The organism is Pseudoalteromonas sp., assembly GCF_036960685.1.
Taxonomy (GTDB): Bacteria; Pseudomonadota; Gammaproteobacteria; order Enterobacterales; family Alteromonadaceae; genus Pseudoalteromonas.
On record NZ_JBALXK010000006.1, the window covers coordinates 105517 to 126570 of the forward strand.

22 protein-coding genes are annotated in these 21054 nt (G+C 42.0%); 4 read left to right on the top strand and 18 right to left on the bottom strand.

What is annotated here, in order from left to right:
- Nucleotides 1-37: 37 nt before the first annotated feature.
- Nucleotides 38-856 carry a polysaccharide deacetylase family protein gene (locus tag V7783_RS07455; protein ID WP_335678172.1) on the top strand — a complete coding sequence of 273 codons (819 nt, stop codon included), beginning with the start codon at nt 38-40 and terminating at the stop codon, nt 854-856.
- Nucleotides 857-871: 15 nt separating this feature from the next.
- Here the strand turns inward: V7783_RS07455 and V7783_RS07460 are convergent, their stop codons facing one another.
- From V7783_RS07460 to yceD, 14 genes are all read right to left on the bottom strand, one after another.
- Complete coding sequence (locus V7783_RS07460) at nt 872-2725, bottom strand: metallophosphatase (RefSeq protein WP_335678173.1); 1854 nt, start codon at nt 2723-2725, stop codon at nt 872-874.
- Between the two features lie 7 nt (nt 2726-2732).
- Nucleotides 2733-3512, bottom strand: coding sequence for a TatD family hydrolase (locus V7783_RS07465; protein WP_335678174.1), 780 nt, complete (start codon nt 3510-3512; stop codon nt 2733-2735).
- 12 nt (nt 3513-3524) lie between these two features.
- Complete coding sequence (locus tag V7783_RS07470; protein ID WP_335678175.1) at nt 3525-3851, bottom strand: PilZ domain-containing protein; 327 nt, start codon at nt 3849-3851, stop codon at nt 3525-3527.
- Between the two features lie 8 nt (nt 3852-3859).
- Nucleotides 3860-4756, bottom strand: a complete 897-nt coding sequence (gene holB / locus V7783_RS07475) for a DNA polymerase III subunit delta' (RefSeq protein WP_335678176.1) — start codon at nt 4754-4756, stop codon at nt 3860-3862.
- A 1-nt stretch (nt 4757) separates the two neighbouring features.
- Nucleotides 4758-5387, bottom strand: a complete 630-nt coding sequence (gene tmk, locus V7783_RS07480) for a dTMP kinase (protein WP_335678177.1) — start codon at nt 5385-5387, stop codon at nt 4758-4760.
- A 26-nt stretch (nt 5388-5413) separates the two neighbouring features.
- On the bottom strand, nt 5414-6415 hold the full coding sequence (gene mltG / locus V7783_RS07485) for an endolytic transglycosylase MltG (RefSeq protein WP_335678178.1): 1002 nt from the start codon (nt 6413-6415) through the stop codon (nt 5414-5416).
- Entirely contained in the window at nt 6409-7212 is an 804-nt protein-coding gene (gene pabC / locus V7783_RS07490; protein ID WP_335678179.1) for an aminodeoxychorismate lyase, read from the bottom strand. Before pabC ends, mltG begins: the two co-directional genes overlap by 7 nt.
- 76 nt (nt 7213-7288) lie before the next feature.
- Complete coding sequence (fabF, locus tag V7783_RS07495) at nt 7289-8527, bottom strand: beta-ketoacyl-ACP synthase II (RefSeq protein ID WP_335678180.1); 1239 nt, start codon at nt 8525-8527, stop codon at nt 7289-7291.
- Between the two features lie 112 nt (nt 8528-8639).
- Nucleotides 8640-8876 carry an acyl carrier protein gene (gene acpP, locus V7783_RS07500; RefSeq protein ID WP_016707440.1) on the bottom strand — a complete coding sequence of 79 codons (237 nt, stop codon included), beginning with the start codon at nt 8874-8876 and terminating at the stop codon, nt 8640-8642.
- A 239-nt stretch (nt 8877-9115) separates the two neighbouring features.
- Nucleotides 9116-9862: a 3-oxoacyl-ACP reductase FabG gene (gene fabG / locus V7783_RS07505; protein WP_335678181.1), complete on the bottom strand. Its 747-nt coding sequence runs from the start codon at nt 9860-9862 to the stop codon at nt 9116-9118.
- 12 nt (nt 9863-9874) lie between these two features.
- A complete protein-coding gene (fabD, locus tag V7783_RS07510) occupies nt 9875-10801 on the bottom strand; it encodes an ACP S-malonyltransferase (protein WP_335678182.1) in 927 nt (308 codons plus the stop codon).
- Between the two features lie 59 nt (nt 10802-10860).
- Nucleotides 10861-11904: a phosphate acyltransferase PlsX gene (gene plsX, locus V7783_RS07515; protein WP_335678183.1), complete on the bottom strand. Its 1044-nt coding sequence runs from the start codon at nt 11902-11904 to the stop codon at nt 10861-10863.
- A 12-nt stretch (nt 11905-11916) separates the two neighbouring features.
- Nucleotides 11917-12087, bottom strand: a complete 171-nt coding sequence (gene rpmF / locus V7783_RS07520) for a 50S ribosomal protein L32 (protein ID WP_002962381.1) — start codon at nt 12085-12087, stop codon at nt 11917-11919.
- A 9-nt stretch (nt 12088-12096) separates the two neighbouring features.
- Nucleotides 12097-12621: a 23S rRNA accumulation protein YceD gene (gene yceD, locus V7783_RS07525; RefSeq protein ID WP_335678184.1), complete on the bottom strand. Its 525-nt coding sequence runs from the start codon at nt 12619-12621 to the stop codon at nt 12097-12099.
- Nucleotides 12622-12763: 142 nt separating this feature from the next.
- On the opposite strand from yceD, the gene V7783_RS07530 reads away from it, so the two are divergent.
- On the top strand, nt 12764-13366 hold the full coding sequence (locus tag V7783_RS07530) for a Maf family protein (RefSeq protein WP_335678185.1): 603 nt from the start codon (nt 12764-12766) through the stop codon (nt 13364-13366).
- Here the strand turns inward: V7783_RS07530 and V7783_RS07535 are convergent.
- Both V7783_RS07535 and rluC read right to left on the bottom strand, forming a co-directional pair.
- Entirely contained in the window at nt 13341-14006 is a 666-nt protein-coding gene (locus V7783_RS07535; RefSeq protein WP_335678186.1) for an HAD-IA family hydrolase, read from the bottom strand. The two genes, V7783_RS07530 and V7783_RS07535, sit on opposite strands and share 26 nt — an antisense overlap.
- Entirely contained in the window at nt 14003-14962 is a 960-nt protein-coding gene (gene rluC, locus V7783_RS07540; protein ID WP_192542090.1) for a 23S rRNA pseudouridine(955/2504/2580) synthase RluC, read from the bottom strand. The genes V7783_RS07535 and rluC overlap by 4 nt, the downstream gene beginning before the upstream one ends.
- Before the next feature lie 625 nt (nt 14963-15587).
- On the opposite strand from rluC, the gene rne reads away from it, so the two are divergent.
- Nucleotides 15588-18809 carry a ribonuclease E gene (gene rne / locus V7783_RS07545; RefSeq protein ID WP_335678187.1) on the top strand — a complete coding sequence of 1074 codons (3222 nt, stop codon included), beginning with the start codon at nt 15588-15590 and terminating at the stop codon, nt 18807-18809.
- 142 nt (nt 18810-18951) lie between these two features.
- On the opposite strand, the gene V7783_RS07550 is transcribed toward rne, so the two are convergent.
- Together V7783_RS07550 and yejK are read right to left on the bottom strand one after the other, a co-directional pair.
- Entirely contained in the window at nt 18952-19314 is a 363-nt protein-coding gene (locus V7783_RS07550; RefSeq protein WP_335678188.1) for a hypothetical protein, read from the bottom strand.
- Between the two features lie 446 nt (nt 19315-19760).
- Nucleotides 19761-20774, bottom strand: coding sequence for a nucleoid-associated protein YejK (yejK, locus tag V7783_RS07555; protein ID WP_064667073.1), 1014 nt, complete (start codon nt 20772-20774; stop codon nt 19761-19763).
- Between the two features lie 62 nt (nt 20775-20836).
- Here yejK and V7783_RS07560 point away from each other — a divergent pair, with 62 nt between their 5' ends.
- Nucleotides 20837-21049 (top strand): DUF1414 domain-containing protein, encoded by a 213-nt coding sequence (locus V7783_RS07560; RefSeq protein WP_016707302.1) that lies wholly within the window; start codon nt 20837-20839, stop codon nt 21047-21049.
- The last annotated feature ends 5 nt before the right edge of the window (nt 21050-21054 follow it).

Below are 21054 nucleotides of genomic sequence, written 5' to 3' on the forward strand. Positions count from 1 at the left end.
GTTTCTATAATGAATAAAACAATAACGATAATCCACTATGCTTAAACGACTTTCAGTAATTACATTGGCTGCGGTATTTGTTAGTAATGCAAGCGTTGCAGCAGACTCTAACCGCTATCTCGGTTTTCAGTATCCAAATAAAGCAAAGAATGCAGTGAGCATCACTTTTGATGATGCCCGACACAGTCAGGTCGATGTCGGCACCGCTATTTTGAACAAATACCAAGCCAAAGCCACTTTTTATGTATCTCCTTTCAACGTAAAAGAACGTCTAATTAAATGGCAAGATGCGGTCAAATCGGGCCATGAAATTGCAAATCATACCAGCAGTCATGTTTGTACGGGTAACTTTGAATGGTTACGAAAGCAAAACCTGTCACTGGAGGAAACCACCCTTGCTTGGCTTGAAAATGACATTCTCAGCGCGCAAACTTATATAAAAGAACAACTCGGCGTTACACCACGCGCTTTCGCCTACCCATGCGGTAATACTTTTGTTGGCCGCGGTGTCGATACCCAAAGTTATGTACCGCTTATTGCCAAGTATTTTGATAGCGGCCGCACTTGGTTAGATGAATCTGCAAATAACCCAAATTTTACCGATTTTTCACAGTTAACCGGGCTAAGAATTGACGGCTTGAGCTTTGCTGAGATCATCACTATGTTAGAACAACTTCGCGAAAATAATGCTTGGTTAATTTTAGCAGGCCATGAGATTGGTAAAGGGGATCAATACACCACAGATGTTAAAGTGCTCGAGCAGTTGCTTGTGTATTTACAAGACCCTGACAATGGATACTGGATTGATACCGTCAGTAATGTGGGTGATTACGTTAAAGCTAACCGTAAAAAGTAGATTAGCTCAAGCCACTTAATTATCGTCTAAATCAAACTCTGTGGTGCGGCTATCAGCATGAATAAGTTGATAGCGGGCAAGCTTTCCAGCTTTTAGATCAATCAAACTGATTGCTGCATCACTCACTAGATACTTTTGTCCATCGCCCTTGGTTTGATGTTTATCAACCTCCATATGCCAACGCTTGGTAAAAAAGTTTAACGGGCTTTTTGGTGCGTATAGAATCGAATCGAGTTTATCAAGAATATTAATTAGCTTACGCGGGAATTCGTTTTTAATTCCGCTGGCAGTGAGTTGCCAAATGCGGTTTGGGTGTTTGCCAAAGCGTTTTTGCACGGAAAAACAAAATGAGTAATGGACATCTCCGGATAAAATCAGGGTTTCTTTTGGGGTATCGTCGCGGCGAAAAGTATCGAGTAATTTTTTTGCCGAGCCCTCGTGAGCCATCCAGTTTTCTACATCGACCAGCAAAGGCTGACCACACATATTAAATAACGCTTGGATAGCTTCTATTGATTTCACCCCGAATACTGGCGCAGGCGACACTATAATCACTTGCTCATGGCTTAATAGGCTGTTTTCAAGCTCAGTGAGGCGTTCCCAATCCAGTAAACCAGATGGCTCATTAAAATTTTGTTCATTGCGCCAACGATGAGTCCGTGTATCAAGTACCACTACTTTGGGCACGGTGTTGAGCTCATAGTGCCAATGATTAAACTCTAAAATGGTTTTATCAAATGTATTAAAGTGCCATTGCTGTTGACTGCTTAAACAGGCTTTAAAGTCATCAACTAACGCTGCTGTTTTAACCCCAGCGTCATTACCAAAACCTTGCATCAACCAATAGCTGATCAAGCCATTATTAACAATACGCCGACTCACCGGATGTTGGTAAATTACTTGTTCCCAGCCTGCGGTTAAATTCCAATCATCGGTGACATCATGATCATCAAACATCATCAGTGTTGATACATTGGCAAATAATCGCTGTACCTCGTATAGCCCTTCACTATAGCCTGTTAATGCCCGTTTTTCACTCTCAAACAGTTGTTGGCATTTAGGTGATTTAGCCTGATAACTAATTGACTCTAAATCAATTAACGACCAAACAATGGGACTGAAATTAAGTAAGTACAGCGCGATAAATTCTTCAAATGAGACTAGGTGATTGGCTGCTTTTAAACTAGAAAAATGCGGTTCGTCTTTTTTTAACCAATACCCGACACCAATTTTACTGCGCTGTTGCCATGGAACTTTAGGCAAAAATAGATGGCGTTGATAAAGCTGCTCTGAGAGCTGCTCTGGCAGTGCAATATCCAGTGGCTGCTCTTTGTAAATGCCCAATAATTCAATCAGCCGATATATGGCAATTAACATAGCGCCTGCGACATCATCAGCATACACCTGATCCCCTGATAGCAGTAAAATATCAGCTCCGGGCTTACCTTGAGAGCGCTGCGCTGCTTGCCATTGCTGTGCTGCAACGAGGCTATCCTGTGCTGGGTGATGGGGATTACGACACGAGCCGTGAAATATCTGCTCAAGTGTTTGCGGGATCACAAACTCTGGGGTTGCCTTGCCATCATAACAAAAAACACTGAGATCAACTTGCTGCTTAGCGTTATACAGACGATAACCAAGTAGTACATCGGTAGGCAAGTTTTCATTAATCGATTTTAAAACAATGAAATGCAAAAACAGTTGGCTGCCAAGCGCAATGCTGTGATGTTCACTATAGGTATCAATGTTATCCAGCTCAATGCGGTATTGTGAAGGGGTGCTGGTGGCAAATTGAAAGCACACCCCTTTGGCATCAGCACGGCGCACCATTGGCCCCATTAATAGCTCTGGGAGTGCGGCTGTGCTCATACGTTAATTAACCTTTATCTACTAAATTAAATAGCGAATAAAAATTCGCCGTAGTCGCCTCGGCCAGCTCTTTGTAGCTGATGCCTTTTAGCTCGCTAATGTAATACGCCACATCCTGTACATAGGCTGGTTGATTGGTTTTACCACGATATGGCACCGGCGCTAAATACGGAGAGTCTGTTTCAATTAACAGTCTATCAAGGGGGATTTGCTTAACCACGTCTTTAAGTTCAACGGCATTTTTAAAGGTAACAATGCCGGAAATAGAAATATAAAAACCTAAGTCGATGGCTTTTTTCGCCATTGCCCAATCTTCAGTAAAACAATGAAGTACACCACCACATTTTTCTGCGTTGTGTTCACGCATTAAGTTGATAGTGTCTTCGCGGGCATCGCGGGTATGAATAATAAGCGGCTTTTGTAGCTCGTTGGCAACCTCAATATGACCGACAAAGCTGGCTTGCTGTACCGCATGCGTGTCTTTTGCGTAATAGTAATCAAGCCCCGTTTCACCAATAGCCACCACTTTATCGTGGCTCGCTAAGTCGATTAAGCGCTGCTTATCTAGTGCGTCTTTTTGATCAAGCGGATGAACACCGCACGACGCTGATACGTCACGGTAACCCTGAATTTTTTCCAACATACTTGGGAATTGGTCAAGTGTTACGCTTACACATAAAAAGTGCTCTACTTGCTTTGCTCTCGCATTATCAAGTACTTGGTCTAAGTTTAAATCGAGTTTATCAAAATCGAGACGGTCTAAATGGCAATGAGAATCTACAATCACAGTTACTGCTTACTACATGGTATAAGTTGGATTACCAGAGTTTAACATAGTCCCTAGTAGTTTTTCGATCTTCGCATTCAGGTTTGTTTTATCATCAATAAAACAAATACCAATACCCGGTGGATTTGAGCTTTGTGCACCTTGCGGGGTGATCCATGCAACCTTGCCTGTTATCAGGTCGTCTTCAAGTGCATCAGGTAAAGTGACTTTAAGTGCTAAAGAATGGCCCATTTCATAGCGCATGTTAGTACGCACAAATAAACCACCGGCTTTTAAATACGGCATATAACAGCGGTATAACTCGTCTAAATCATCTATATCGACTAATAATTCTTGCACAATCAATCCTACTTATGGCTGTTACGTAAACGATACGCTAAACGCGAAACTGCTAATGGCAGATTCAATCCGAGTATCTGGGTGCTGTTTTGCACAAACTCGGCCAAGGCGTTTTGCGCATTGTGGTACGAGTCAAAGTCCATTCCAGTGAGCAGTTGTTGTTTTAATTGCTCGCTTAAAAATAAGTTAAATACACGAATGCGTTCATTATCTTTACTTATAATATCAACTAACGCACTGAAATTATGGCCTTGTTTTAACTCAGTTGCAAATTTATAAAGTTGATCAATTACCTCAAGCTGTTCGTCCTGCTGCCAGCGTGCAACAAGTAACGGCTGCTGGGTAAATAATTTTAACCACGGATAAGCTGGCACATTTAATTGGCTAATCCACTGCATTGCAACATGACTATCTTGGACTTTCACTTCGCTAAGCGCGCAACGACTTAAAATAGTAGCGGGTAATTGTGCTGTCGCATTGGTAGTTAGTAATAAAAATCGCTGTGAGCTTGGCTCTTCTAAGGTTTTTAGCAGTGCATTTGCAGCAGCCGTGGTCATTTTGTGGCAATCATTGATGACCACCACTTTACTGGCATTTTGCGCCGCTGACTGATGCATAAAGTCACTGACATTACGTATATCGTCAACTCCGATACTTTGTCCGTCAGCTTGCACAGTATATTTATCAGGATGAGTAGCTGCTTGATTTAACTGACAGCTTTTACAATGCCCACACGCAACTAAATTTTGCGGTGCGTTACACAGTAATGCATTAGCAAGTTGTTCAACTAGGGCACGTTTACCTACACCTTGTTGACCATTAAATAATTGCCCATGATGAAAGCGTCCTGCATTAAAACTAGCGCTTAATTGCTGGTGAACGTCATTAAGCCAAGGATAAATCATACTACGGGTTACTTTTTACAAATTGCTCAAGCACCGCAACGATGTCTTGATGAACTAATTCTATGCTCTGCCCTGCATTTACTGTTTTAATGCGCTCATCATTACTGGCAAGTTCTAAATAGCGCGATCGGGTGCGTTCAAAAAAGCTTAATGCTTGCTTCTCGATTCTATCAAGTTCACCACGACCTTTGGCACGGGCAAGGCCCACGGCAGGATCAATGTCTAAATAAATAGTAAGATCTGGCTTTAAGCCTTTTAACACAATATCGCCAAGTGCAGTTAAGGTGCTTGCCGCAATTTCTCTGCCGCCGCCTTGATAAGCTTGTGACGATAAGTCATGGCGGTCGCCTAATACCCACTGACCTTTTGCAAGCGCTGGGCGAATTACATTATGCAACAATTGCGAGCGGGCTGCGTACATGAGTAATAACTCAGTCTCACTGGCAATATCTTCATCGTGGCTGTTTTTAACGATAGTACGCAGCGCTTCGGCAATCGGGGTGCCGCCTGGCTCTCGCACATTAACAAAGTCAATATTGTGTTGTGCTAAAAATTGTTGGCAAATAGCAATAGCCGTTGATTTTCCAGCACCTTCAAGGCCTTCAATCACAATAAATTTTGCTGCTGTCATGATCTCTCTTTTTAGTTTTAAATTCTTTAATCTAATTTACTTAACTGTTTTTGATAACGTAAATAATCTTGCACTGCTTTGTTATGTTCTTTTAAGGTTTTCGAAAACTGATGGCTGCCATCCCCTTTCGCAACAAAATATACATACTCAGACTCAGGCGGATTAACGGCCGCTAAAATGGCTGCTTTTGATGGCATAGCAATGGGTGTTGGCGGTAAGCCGTTTATTCTGTAAGTGTTATACGGCGTATAAGCGGTTAAATCTTTACGTTTAATGTCACCATCAAAACCTTCGCCTAAGCCATAGATAACAGTTGGATCAGTTTGCAAACGCATATTGGAGTTTAAACGATTACTAAAGACTGACGCAATCAGTGGCCGCTCACTGGCAAGGCCGGTTTCCTTTTCAATAATTGACGCTAAGATCAACGCTTGATATTGGTTTTCATACGGTAATACATCTGCTCTTTGTGACCATGCATCATCAAGGACTGTCTGCATTTTTTGATAAGCACGCTTTAACACGCTGCTGGCTGTATCATTAGCATGGTAATGGTAGGTTTCAGGAAACAACCAACCTTCTAAATGTTGTTCAATACCCGTAATTTGCACACCCAACTCGGTAGGTTTTAAATTTTGCTGTAAATTTGGGGCTCGTTTTATTTTTGCCAGTACGTCACGCAGCATTTGCCCTTCGATAATAGTAAAACTAAAGCTCACTTGCTGACCCTGATTAATACGACGAATATTATCAAGCACTGTGCGCTTATCAAGCTGATATAACCCTGCTTTTAAATCAGTAAGGGTTGGATCGAGCTTGGCGAGTATTTGATAACGCAAACATCCTTCTAACCACTTTTTAGCTTGCCACTGTTGGCATAATTGATTAAACCCAGTGCCTTTTTTAACTTCAAATAGCGTACTCGCTGGAACAGCTAATGTACTGTTGATAGTGCTTTGTAACTGTTGATAACCAATGCCTGTGACCAGCAATGCTAACAACACGATAGAGATAATCACTCTTAACACACAGACTCCTTGGCTAAATAACCATGCAATAGTTTTAAACTAGTTGTTAAATCAAACTCAGTATCAGCAATAGCTATAACAGGCACTACGGCCATTAAACTGTTACACAGATACACCGCATCCATTTGCAATAATTCAGGCAATGTAATATCAATAAATTCAATCTCTAATTTATCACACAGTGATTGCAGATAAACCCCTTTGATACCACAGTTTTGTAAATTTGGGCTGACAACGCGACCATTGCTAATGGCAAAAATATTCGCGGCAGAGGCTTCAATCACATTGTTGTGGTAATCACAAACCAACACATCATCACATGTTTGTTCGTTCATCGCGCGTTTGATCATGACTTGCTCTAAGCGGTTCAATGTTTTTAAACCCGCAAGTAATGGCTGTGAAGCAAGCTTTATAGGACTTACTGCAAGTTTTATCCCCTGCTGCGCTTGCAAATTATAATGCTCAGGAAACGTTAACTGTGATAACAAAATAGTAGTTTGCGGCTGCTCAGGCAATGCATAGCCTCGCCCGCCTTCGCCCCGAGTGACAACGATTTTTAACACACCCAGAGACACACTTTGAAGATACTCGTCAACGGCTTGAGTTAGCGCGGCGATATCAAGCGCATCGAAACCTAAACGTGCGGCACACTCTTCTAAGCGCGCACAATGTAACGACCAGTGTTCAACTTCGCCATTGTGCACTTTTGCGGTAGTAAAAAAGCCATCGCCATAATTCAAGCCTCGGTCTTTATTACTCACTGTGCTTGTTGCATCAGTAAAAATTATTATTTGCATCGGTTTTTGTTTTTTTTTGCATATAAAAAAGCCCAGTCACAACTGGGCTATTATTTTGTCTCGTTGTTAAAAAAGATTATACCTTTTTAAATAGCAACGAGCCATTAGTACCACCAAAACCAAACGAGTTACATAATGCATAATCTAATTTCGCATCACGTGCTGTATGCGGAACATAGTCCAGATCACAGCCTTCGTCAGGATTATCGAGGTTAATTGTCGGGGTTACTTTTTGATCTTGTAACGACAAAATAGTGATAATTGATTCAACAGAGCCTGCTGCACCGAGTAAATGACCCATCATAGATTTAGATGAGCTCACCATCACATCTTTTGCTGCATTACCAAAGATTGATTTAACTGCTGAGGTTTCTGCTTTATCACCGGCGTTGGTTGAAGTACCGTGGGCATTGATATAACCCACTTGCTCAGCGTTAACGCCCGCATCATTGAGCGCATTTTCCATCGCAAGTGCAGCACCCGAGCCATCTTCAGGTGGTGATGTCATGTGATATGCATCGCCACTCATACCAAAACCAACTAACTCAGAGTAAATTTTAGCACCACGGGCTTTCGCATGTTCATACTCTTCAAGTACGATCACACCTGCGCCATCAGCTAGTACAAAACCATCACGGTCTTTATCCCACGGACGAGACGCTGCTTGTGGATCATCATTACGCGTTGATAAAGCACGTGCGGCATTAAAACCACCCATGCCAATCGGTGTAGACGCTTTTTCAGCACCACCGGCTACCATTGCATCAGCATCACCGTACGCAATCATACGCGCCGCATGGCCGATATTATGCAAACCTGTGGTACATGCTGTAACAATTGAAATATTTGGACCACGAAGACCGTGCATAATCGATAAATGACCTGAGATCATATTGATAATGGTCGACGGCACGTAAAAAGGAGAAAGCTTACGTGGGCCACTGTTTAATAGTTTGATGTGATTCTCTTCAATCAGCGTTAAACCACCAATGCCTGAACCCACAGCAACACCAACGCGCGGTGCGTTTTGCTCTGTGATCTCAAGGCCAGAATCTTGTAGTGCCTGCACACCCGCTGCTATGCCATATTGGATAAACAAATCCATTTTCTTAGCATCTTTAGGTGACATATAGTTAGATGCATCAAAATCATTCAGCAAACCTGCGAATTTGGTGCCAAAACTTGAAGTATCGAAATGCGTGATAGTTTGAATACCACTTTTGCCATTTAACAAGCCTTGCCAGGTTGATTCAACATCGTTACCTAGCGGTGTCAACATTCCTAAGCCAGTTACGACTACTCGACGTTTAGCCACGGGTTGCCTCCAATAAGGGAATTATTATTTTAGGTGGGTGTGTACTAAATTAATTAGTATCATATTATGGATAGATTAAGGGCAGCGAATGCTGCCCTTAATGTGCGATTGATTACTCAGCGTGAGCTGTTACGTAATCGATTGCAGCTTGTACTGTAGTGATCTTTTCAGCTTCTTCATCTGGGATCTCAGTGTCAAACTCTTCTTCAAGAGCCATTACTAATTCAACAGTATCAAGTGAATCGGCGCCTAAGTCATCAACGAAAGAAGCTTCATGCTTTACTTCTTCTTCTTTAACACCTAGTTGCTCAATGATGATTTTCTTTACGCGTTCTTGGATGTCGCTCATTCTTCTTTCCTTTATTAAAAACGCCAATGCGTTATTTTCAGATTGCGGCGTAGTTTACGGCGCATAATTCTGTGATTCAAGGATTTGCTGATAAATATTTATCTGGTCAAACCTCTTGAGGGTTATTTGTGTCTTTTATCGCTTATTTTCAATGCGAATTCAAGTATGTTTAAAGCAAGATCACAAAAAATTCAACATTTTTCGACAAACTTATTAAAAACAAAAAAGGAACAAAGTTCCTATACCATGTACATTGCACCGTTTACATGCAGGGTTTCACCCGACACATACGCTGCTGCATCAGATGCTAAATAGCATACAGCTGCGGCAATTTCATCCGGTTGACCTAAACGTCCAGCAGGAACATTAGCAAGCGTAGCTGCTTTTTGCTCATCTGTAAGCTCATCAGTCATATCTGTTTGAATAAAACCAGGTGCGACCACGTTCACCGTAATGCCACGAGAAGCAACTTCACGTGCTAGTGACTTAGAAAAACCAATTACGCCCGCTTTCGCTGCTGCATAGTTAGCTTGACCTGCGTTGCCCATTGTACCAACAACTGAACCGATATTAATAATACGGCCATTTTTCTTTTTCATCATTGGGCGTAATACAGCCTTAGATAAACGGAAAATAGAGCTTAGATTAGTATCAATGATATCGTCCCATTCAGCGTCTTTCATGCGCATAAGTAAATTATCACGGGTAATACCGGCATTATTTACTAATACATCGATATCGCCTAAATCTGCTTTTATCGCCGCAAGTGTCGTCTCAATCGATGCAGGATCAGTTACGTTAAGCGCATAACCTTTACCGTTTTCACCTAAATATTCACTGATATTCGCAGCACCAGATTCGCTTGTTGCAGTACCGGCTACTTTAGCACCTTGTGCTACAAGCGTGGTTGCAATTGCTTTACCAATACCACGGCTTGCGCCAGTAATAAGGACAACTTTGCCCTCTAAAGAAAATAAATTTGCCATTGTTTCCTACTCTTATTTTGCTGCATTGATGCTGGCTTGATCATTTACCGAGCCACACACCATTGCTTTATCAATACGCTTTGCAAGGCCAGTCAATACTTTACCTGGGCCAAACTCGTAGCTTTGGGTAATGCCTTGAGCAACTAATGCTTGCACTGTTTCAGTCCAACGTACTGGGCTATATAACTGACGAACTAAAGCATCTTTAATTGCATCCGCTGAATTTGCAGCAGTTACATCAACATTATTAATTACATCACACTTAGGTGTATTAAATGTTAAAGCGGCTAAATCAGCGGCTAATTTTTCTGCAGCTGGTTTCATTAACTCACAATGTGAAGGCACGCTAACTGATAATGGCAACGCACGCTTTGCTCCCGCTTCTTTACAGGCTTCAGAAGCTCTATCAACAGCAGCTTTGTGGCCTGCAATCACCACTTGACCTGGTGAATTATAGTTTACCGGTGCAACAACTTCGTCTTGTGCAGTCGCCGCACATGCCGCTTTAATTTCGTCATCGCCTAAACCAATGATTGCAGCCATAGAGCCCACGCCTGCTGGCACGGCTTCTTGCATGTATAAACCACGGTTTTCAACCAGTTTTACAGCTTGTGCTAAGCTTAGTACATCGGCACAAACCAGTGCTGAATACTCGCCTAAACTATGACCGGCCATAGTCACTTCTGTATCTGGGTTTGCAGCAAGCCATTGACGGTAAATCGCCACTGATGCTGTTAATAATGCAGGCTGGGTACGATGGGTTTGATTGAGTTCTTGTTCTGGGCCATTTAGTACTAACGCTGCCAAATCATAACCAAGTGCTTCTGATGCTTCTGCAAACGTTGCTTTAACAACGTCTGATTGCTCTAAAAGCTCACTTAACATACCCACGGTTTGTGAGCCTTGACCTGGAAAAACAAGTGCAATTTTTTGTGCCATACTTTGCTCTTTTAATTAAACAAATAAATAAATGTTCAAGTACACATCTGACAAAGTAATTAATCGTCAGTTGCGACTTTTTTAGTTGAATGTGTTTGCTCGAAGATAGCTGCTATTTTTTCAGGAAGTTGACGCTCGACTTCTCTGACAGCTTCATCGATTGCAGCATGAAATGCTTTAGCTGAGGCATTTCCATGGCTTTTTACGACAATACCGCGTAATCCTACCAGAGAAGCACCGTTATACTGGTCGGGGTTCACCCGTTTATAGAGTTTTTTTATCACTGGCTGTAACATAAACGCCAAACATTTATAGAAAAAATGCTTCTGCAAGGCTTTCGTCAGCTTAAACATGATAAGTTTAGCAATGCCTTCGCAGGTCTTTAGCGCCACATTACCGACAAACCCTTCACAGACGATCACATCTGACTTTCCAGTAAAAATATCGCTACCTTCACTGTAACCAATATAATTTAGATGATCACATTGCTGCATCAGTTGCGCAGCTTGTTTGATATCTTCGTGGCCTTTAATGTCTTCTGAGCCAATATTTAATAAACTGACTTTCGGGTTATCACAGCCGAGCGCTTGTCCGGCCACCACCGAGCCCATAATGCCAAACTGATATAATGTTTGCGCATCACAGTGCACGTTAGCGCCTAAATCAAGCAAATAAACAGGGTGTTTTTGTTCGGTAGGCACTGCTGAAATTAATGCTGGACGTTTAACACCCGGTAGCATTTTCAATACGTAATGCGCCATAAACAATAATGCGCCAGTGTTACCTGAACTCACGCACGCTTGAGCCTCACCTGATTTAACTAAATCAAGGGCAACGCGCATAGAAGAATCTTTTTTAGAGCGTACTGCTAAAGCAGGCTCACAGCCATTAGTAACAACTTCACTGCAGTGACGGATAATTAATCTTGGATGGGATAAAGAATCGAGGGATTCAAGTTCTTTAGATATTACTTTTTCGTTACCACATAAGATGAGTCTTAAGTTGGCATTGGCATTTACCGCGTTAACGGCTGCGGGGATAGATGAACGGGGGCCATAATCGCCCCCCATCATATCTAACGCAATGGTTAGATTGGTCAGCATAAAAGCAATCTCTTATTTAGAAATTACTTGAACGCCTTTGTAGTAACCATCTGCAGTCACGTGGTGACGACGATGAGTCTCACCAGATGTTTGGTCTACAGTTAAAGTTGGACCACTGATCGCATCGTGTGAACGGCGCATGCCGCGTCTTGCACGAGACTTTTTGCTCTTTTGTACAGCCATAGTCTTCTCCTAAGAATCTTTCTTAAGTTGTTTCAAAATATCAAATGGATTTGGTTTATCATCTTCCGCTTTTAATACACCAAAGCTGGCAGGCTTTGCTGAATAACTGCATGAAGCTTCGTTGTGGGTAGCAACTAATGGCACTGCTAAAATTAGTTCGTCTTCGATTAAATCAAACACGTTAATTTCACCATTTTCATCAAGTGCTACTTCATCGTAGTCTTCTGGAAAATTATCTAACTCTGTATCCTCACCTACCGGGGAATAAACAAAGTCTTGAACCAAATCCAACCCTAAATCACCATTACAACGTTGACAAGTTACAGTTACGTGTGTGGACAAATTGCCTCTAATCACCGCGAAACCTTGCTCGTCGTTTTTGCAATGAATTTTTACCGCTATTTCACCTACTTCTTCCTGCACAACTTCCCGTAAACGGACAAGTTTTTCAAGCGGGACAATGCCGTCGTACTTTAAACGGTGTTGCGCTGCTTTGCCTGGATGAAGAGTGATGGGAATTTTCACCTTTTGCATAGGGGCTGCATCATATAGATAGTTACTTGGTTAGTCAAAGTAAAAAACCATTTTTAGCTGGTTTTTCGTGATTCATTCCTTTGTTTTGCCGACGGATCTGATTTATCCTAACTCAATCTGATTTTCATTAGGAAAGCCTTCCATGCAGCACCCACTTATTTTAGCCTCAAGTTCACCCTTTCGTCAGTCTTTATTGCAAAAATTTAATTTACCTTTCAGTACTTTTTCACCGGACGTTGACGAAACGCCACACCCTAAAGAAACACCACAAGCGCTTGTAGCACGCCTCAGTGAGCTTAAAGCCCGGGCTGCTAAACAACATTTTAGCCAAGGTTTAGTGATCGGCTCTGATCAAGTCGCCGTGTTCAAGCAACAAATTTTGGGTAAACCGCACAATAAAGAAAACGCAATTAAACAACTTAGCTTATTTAGCGGCAATACAGTGACATTTTTAACCGGCTTATGTGTTTACGACATTCAAAGTAATCAAATAAAAACCCTTGTTGAGCCATTTAACGTCACTTTTAAAACACTCTCACAGGCGCAAATAAGCGCCTATTGCGATGCAGAGCAACCTTACAATTGCGCGGGTAGCTTTAAAAGTGAAGGCCTTGGTATTTGTTTATTTGAAAAGCTCAGCGGCGATGACCCTAACAGCTTAATAGGCTTACCACTTATCAAACTCAACCAGTTATTGGCTGAGTTTGGTTTGGATGTACTTAATCAACAAGCTCAGCCGCATTAATTAAAAGCCCATGTAATTGTTGATACGAGTCAACCGTGGCAATAGGCGCAAATTCGCTAAGTTGTAGCGCGTTATGCACCCCCATTGTTACACCCAAGCGGTCAACGTTGGCCGCTTTAGCCATTGCCATATCTATTTTAGTGTCACCAATCATTAGCGCATCTGCATAGCTAACATTAAGCTCTAAAAGTAATTGCAACAACATGTCAGGGGCAGGTTTTGATAACGCATCATCACTGGTGCGCGTTGCGACAAAATACTTTCTAAGCTTGGTTTCGTCTAACAAACGTTCTAACCCTGCCCTGCCTTTACCTGTTGCCACCGCTAATAGTGTGCCCTGCGCGTGCAACGCAGCTAAGGTCGGTTCAACATCTGCAAAAAGAGGTGTTGGCGTTACATCTTGGTGTTTATATTGGTGTTTATAGCCTGCAATTAACTCACTATGAAGCGTTTTATGCTCAATAAATAACGTCGCCACCGCACACTCTAATGACAACCCAATAATATTTTTTATTGCCTCATCACTTGGCGGTGCTACGCCACACGCTAAGGCCGATTGGTGCATACAGTTAACAATTTTAGGCACTGAATCCATTACAGTGCCATCCCAATCAAATATTACTAATTTATACGATTTCACGATTTGGCAGCGCGTAATGTTTTAATACAATTAACTAAGGCTTTATCCAGTGGTGCTTCCACACGCATGGTTGTTTCGTTTTTAGGATGATAAAAACTCAAATCATGAGCGTGTAAAAATAAGCGACTCAAACCAATGTTACGCATTGCAGCATCAAACGCTTGGTTGCCGTATTTATCATCACACGCAATTGCATGACCACGGCACTGAGTGTGAACACGAATTTGGTGCGTACGACCAGTTACCGGTGATGCTTGTACCAATGAGCATTCATCAAAACGCTCAAGCACTTTAAAGCGGGTATGAGATGGCTTACCTTCGGTGTTATTAACACGCACAATACGCTCACCTGATTGTAAGGTGTTCTTTAACAGCCCTTCGGTGACGTTTTTATCTTTTGAATCCCATTGTCCGTCAACCAATGCCCAGTAATTTTTTTCCATGGTTTTTTCGCGTAACTGTTCGTGTAAGCTGGTTAACACTGAACGGCGTTTCGCAATCAACAAACAGCCAGAGGTGTCACGGTCTAAACGGTGCACTAACTCTAAACTACGCTCTTCTGGGCGCAGTACGCGTAATGCTTCAATTAAGCCATAACTTAAGCCACTGCCACCATGAACAGCCATTCCTGACGGCTTATTAATGACCATTAGGTATTTATCTTCAAATAAAATAGCATCTTCAAGCTTGGTGACTACATCTAAGTTTTTTGGCACAAACTCTTCACGCTCAGCCACTTTAATTGGCGGAATACGTACTATGTCATCAAGCTGCAATTTATACACAGGTTTGATGCGTTTTTTATTAACACGCACCTCACCTTTACGAAGAATTCGATATACAGCGCTTTTAGGCACCCCTTTTAAATGGGTAATAAGAAAGTTATCAATCCGTTGACCTAAATGGTCTTCGGTAATCGTGACGAAAGATACTTGTAAGCCGGTTTTTTCTGACATTGCCTAATCACTGATTTAAGTAAAATAATTTTAGTTGCTAACACAGTTATAATAGTGGGATAATCACCGACGCAAATATGTATTTGCAAATAACAACGGTGCTTTTTAACACATTAAAACATTCGTGATGCACATTCTGGGTAATTGATCATACAGATCCGAGATAAGTTTTCCAAAGCTTTTATACATACCCAGTTTACACGTGCGTTCAATTAACTCCGATGCGTGTAATATATCGCCAGTTAAGTTTGAGCATGAAGTGTTATTTAATGTTGATGAAAAAAGCAATTTGAACAGATAATTTGTCTGATAGTGACGGCGTACGATACGCCGTTCAGCAGATGTACTGTAAAACACCTAAGTTAATTTAATAAATGGTCGACTCTGGACAGAACTCGAATACGTCACTGTAAAAAAACAGCCGATAGTTTTGGCACCATAATAGAATTTAATAACGTGACAACACGTTATTGTCAGCCAGCACCATAAAGATACTTAGTGTACGAATACAGTGCCAAGCTCCCCCACAGATCCAGTCGTGAGACTGTACAAAAAGAAGCGATGGAGCAACTGAACAGGCGAAAAGTTTCGTCATGTCAGAGACATAACACAGTAGAGTAACAATATGAAACGTATGCTAATCAATGCGACGCAGCAAGAAGAAATGCGCGTAGCACTGGTTGATGGCCAGCGCCTGTATGATTTAGATATCGAAAGCCCGGGTCACGAACAAAAAAAAGCCAATATTTATAAAGGCAAAATCACACGTATCGAACCGTCATTAGAAGCCGCCTTTGTTGATTATGGTGCTGATCGTCACGGATTCCTTCCTTTAAAAGAAATCGCCCGTACTTACTTCCCACAAGGTTATACTTTCCATGGTCGCCCGAATATTCGTGACGTGATCAAAGAAGGTCAAGAAGTCATTGTCCAAGTTGACAAAGAAGAACGTGGCCAAAAAGGCGCAGCCCTCACCACTTTTATTAGTGTTGCTGGAAGCTACCTTGTTTTAATGCCTAATAACCCACGTGCAGGCGGTATTTCTCGTCGTATCGAAGGTGATGAGCGAACAGAACTTAAAGAAGCGTTAAGCCGTTTAGAACTGCCTAAAGGCATGGGTTTAATCGTGCGTACTGCCGGTGTTGGTAAATCGTTTGAAGAACTAAACTACGATTTAAAAGCATTATTAGTACATTGGGATGCCATTCAACAAGCATCAGACAGCGGTAAAGCCCCCTTTTTGATTCACCAAGAAAGTAACGTAATTTTCCGCGCTATCCGCGATTATTTACGTCGTGATATCGGTGAAATTCTGATTGATAAAGCCCGTGTATTTGAAGAAGCAAAAGCGCACATTGAGCGTTTTCGTCCTGACTTCATGAGCCGTGTAAAACTTTACCAAGGTGAAGTACCGCTGTTCACGCATTATCAAATCGAAAGCCAAATTGAGTCAGCATTCCAACGCGAAGTGCGCCTACCTTCTGGTGGTTCAATTGTAATCGACCCAACTGAAGCGTTAACCTCTATCGATATCAACTCATCTAAAGCCACTAAAGGCGGCGATATCGAAGAAACAGCACTGAATACCAACTTAGAAGCTGCAGACGAAATTGCTCGCCAATTACGTTTACGCGACTTAGGCGGCTTAATCGTTATCGACTTTATTGATATGACGCCACCGCGCCATCAACGTGAAGTAGAAAACCGCTTAAAAGATGCGGTTCGCCCTGATCGTGCTCGTGTACAAATTGGCAAAATTTCACGTTTTGGTTTACTTGAAATGTCACGTCAGCGCCTACGTCCTTCACTTGGTGAAGCAAGCCAAGGCCCATGCCCACGTTGTAGTGGCCAAGGCACAATTCGTTCAAACGAATCGATTGCATTGTCAATCCTACGTTTAATCGAAGAAGAAGCGATTAAAGACAATACCTCACAAGTTAACGCTCAAGTGCCTGTTGCCGTTGCAGCTTACTTACTAAATGAGCAACGCCGTACTGTTAACCGTATTGAAAAACGTCACAATTGTGATGTGGTGATCATTCCAAATAAACATATGGATACACCACACTATGAAGTGATGCGTTTGCGTAAAGATGAAACCATTGAAGCGGCAAGCTACGAGCAAATTACAGCGCCAGAGCCTGAAGTGTATGAAACATCAAAAACGCCAACGGTTGCAGTACGTGAAGAGCCAGTGTTAAAAGGCGTTGTAATGCCTTCAACACCAGCGCCACAACAAGCTCAAGTAACACCAGCAGCGCCACAAAGTGCTGCAGCACAACCGCAAGTAAGCTTGTTCACTGCTATTGGTAATTGGTTTAAGGCTTTATTTGCAACACCTGCTGAGCAGACTGAAAGCAAACAACAGCAACAAAAACCATCGAGCGAATCTCGCAATAATCAACGTCGTAATAACGAGGGTGATACGCGTCGTCGTAATAACCAACGTCGTCGTAATAATAATTCGCGCGGCAAACCACAAAATGAGCGTACAGAGCGCGTAGCTGAAGAAACACCAGCAGCTACAACAGCAAATAACGAGCAACAGGAAAGAAACGAAAATCGCAATAAGCGTCGTCGTAATCCTAACTCTCGTAAACGCAACGACACGCGTAACGATGACAGCAAAGTTGTAGCAGAGAAAACAGAAGCAAAAGCTGACGTTAAAGACACTGCAGCAGCTAAAGATGTGGCTGTTGAAGCAACTGAGCAAAAGCCTAAAGTACGTCGTCAACGCCGTAACTTACGTAAAAAAGTTCGCTTGCAAGATGAAAACGCCCAACAAGCAGTTGCAACAAACAATGACGCTGAACAGCAAGCTACGCCAGTTGTTGATGAAAAACCAGCTAAGCCAGCTGTAACACAACGCGAAGAAGTGAAAGCAGCTGCTGAAGCTGCGCCTGTAGATGCACCTGAGCAAAAAGTTGCACAATCAGCAACTCCTAGTGAGCAAGTGGCACCTAGCGAGCAAGACGCAGCACAAACTGATGAAGAGCAAGGCCAAACACGTACACGTTCACGCCGCTCACCACGTCATTTACGTGCAGCAGGCCAACGCCGTCGTCGCCCTGAAGGTGAAGAAGCTACGCCAACACAAGGTACGCAACCGCCAGCGTTTATTCCTGTGGCCGACCAAGCCGCTGCTGAATATGAAGCCGAGTTAAAAGCGAAGCAAGATGCGCAAACAGCTGAAGCTGTAGAAACACCAGCAGCTAAAGAGTCTACTCCAGAAGTAGTTGCAGAAGCACCTGTTGTTGAAGCTACTCCAGAAGTAGTTGAAGAAGCACCTGTTGTTGAACCTACTCCAGAAGTAGTTGCAGAAGCACCTGTTGTTGAACCTACTCCAGAAGTAGTTGCAGAAGCACCAGTTGTTGAAGCTACTCCAGAAGTAGTTGAAGAAGCACCTGTTGTTGAACCTACTCCAGAAGTAGTTGCAGAAGCACCTGTTGCTGAACCTGCTCCAGAAGTAGTTGCAGAAGCACCTGTTGCTGAACCTGCTCCAGAAGTAGTTGAAGAAGCACCTGTTGCTGCTGAATCTGCTCCAGAAGTAGTTGAAGAAGCACCAGTTGTTGAAGCTACTCCAGAAGTAGTTGAAGCTGCACCAATGACAGAGACTAAGCCTACTACAAAACCTGTCGCGCACACTAAAACAGTGATCACATCAGGTAAAGCAAGTGCGCCAATGGCACAACCTACTGCCGTTGCAGATAGTGACGTTACCCACACGCCTAAAGCGATGGCACACGACAAACGTGAAGCTATTCCTGATAGCGGCTTACGTGCCGGCTCTATCAAGCCAGCTGGTCGTGCAAATGCTGCAATGACTAAAACTATGAGTGTTGATTAACACCTTTGGTTTAGCTTAAAAGCACAGTAAAAAGCCGCGTTAATGAAAATTAACGCGGCTTTTTTAATAGCAATCACAGGCTTAGGGTATTCCATCTAGCTTATTTATCAACAATTTTTAAGGAGCTATTATTCAGGTTATATTAGTTTTCCGAAGGGAAAAATTTCCAAATTTTAAAACCAAGAATATTTTTACACCACTCTTCAAAAAGGTAGCTTGATTCTCCTGTGGTGAATTTTAATGGTAGCGGGTAAGTACGAATATTCTTATTAATATTCAAATCAGTGAATTCAACAAAGAAGTTATCTTTTGAATCTGTATAAAGTTTAAGTGCATCAAATTTTCTTTTAATGCATATTTCTTTCAATTGACCATTTTCGATTGTAGTGCAAACATCGATAAAAAATGTGACTTCACACTCCCCTTGCCACATTAGTTTAGGTGATTGTCTATAGCAACGTTGTGTAAACGAATACTTAGTTTCACCTGTTACCGAAAAAACCATTGTGAAATGACTTGAAGCTGTCCGTCAATTTCATACTCAGGCATTAACAACTCAAAAACTCGAATATCTTTTAGTTCTTTGCAAAAACCTCTGAAGTACAAATTACCATCATGATTCGATAGTAACTGCTTCATTGTTGCTTTTCGGTTTATACAGTGCTGCACCCCATTATGATTACACACTTCGATAAAACTAATTGAATGTTTTAACTCACACACAACAAACAACCCCTCAGTGAAGGAAGTATAATCATGCGGAAACATATATTGTTTTTTCTTTCTCCAAAACATCTAGCTGTGTCCTTAAGCTAATCATTTTAATTTTATAAATTTTGATCTAAAGAAAACCAACAATCACAAGTAAGCAAAAAAGCGCGGTGTAAACACCACGCTTTCAACTAACTCAAATCTGCTTAAAACTTACCACTTAAAGCTTAAATTGACGGCTTAGTCTTCACTTTCCATAAACCGTTGTAGTTGGTCTTTAAGATTAGGTGGTATGCCTTTAATCACCAAAGTATCGGTAGCTTCGTTGTACATGACGCGCTCACCTAAGTGTTTACGCTCAAAGCTGATACTCACGCCGCCACCAAGTCCGGAGAATTTAACCATGCTGGTAACGGTTTTTTTATCGACCGGGAATGACTCTTCTAAATCATAGCTTTGCTCTTTGCAAAAGCTTTCGAACGGGTTGTCGTCGCCTTTGGTGAGCGTTGCTGATAATTCACTAACGTTGGCATCTTCGCCGGTGGTGACGCAGTCATTACAGTAATCAAACACTTGCTTACGTAGGTCGTCTTTTTCTGATTTATCGAATTGTTGCTCTGATAAATAATCTTCCACGGCATTAAGCATCACTTGGCTTTGCTGTTTTGGATCAATCCCTTCTTCACAGCCTAAAAAGTCTAAGAAGAAGTCGGCGACTTTGCGCCCTGCTCGGCCTTTTATAAAGGAGATATAGCGATTGTCTTCTGCTTGCGTATCCCAACCGGTTAAATCAATGCGGGCCGCAAGTTGCATGCGCGAAATATCTAAATGACGCGACGACGCTAAATCAAGATCAGAAGTAATTGAGTAATGCTCTTTGATGTTGATCATAGCAATCAGCATATAGTCCGTGGCTACATATTGGTAATGACAAAAAATTAAATAACCGGTTTCGTTAAACGCGTATTTATTTAACTCTTCTTTTAAAACCGTTGTAGCTTGCTCGGTCATGTGCCAAAAACCAAGCTCGTGATTACGGTAGCTTTGCATCGCTGAGGCAACCACAGAGTTTTTATCACCACTGAAAGCACAAAAACCTTTACCTGGTTTGCCGTTGTATGCGTGATGAAGTTGCTCGATGAATACAGCGACTTTTTCATTCACTGCCATTTCGTCATTGCGCAAATGAATTTGTGTATCGTCGTCTTTTTTGTCTACATAATGAACGACTAACTTTTTAACATCTATTGCCATCTTTGTTTTTCACGCCTCTGGTGTTAAAATATGAGAATATAACTCTTTTATTGAACCAACTGATGCCAATCTTATCAAAATATTCTAATGATGAAGTAGAACAAATCGTCGATCAGCTCATTGATGTGTTAACTAAGCACAATGCGCCGGTTGATTTAAGTCTTATGTGTTTAGGAAATTCTATCACGCATATCTTAAAAGAGCATGTACCAACAGGGAAAAGACAAGCGGTTGCAGACAATTTTGCTAAAGCACTTGCGCAATCGGTTAAATAGACTTT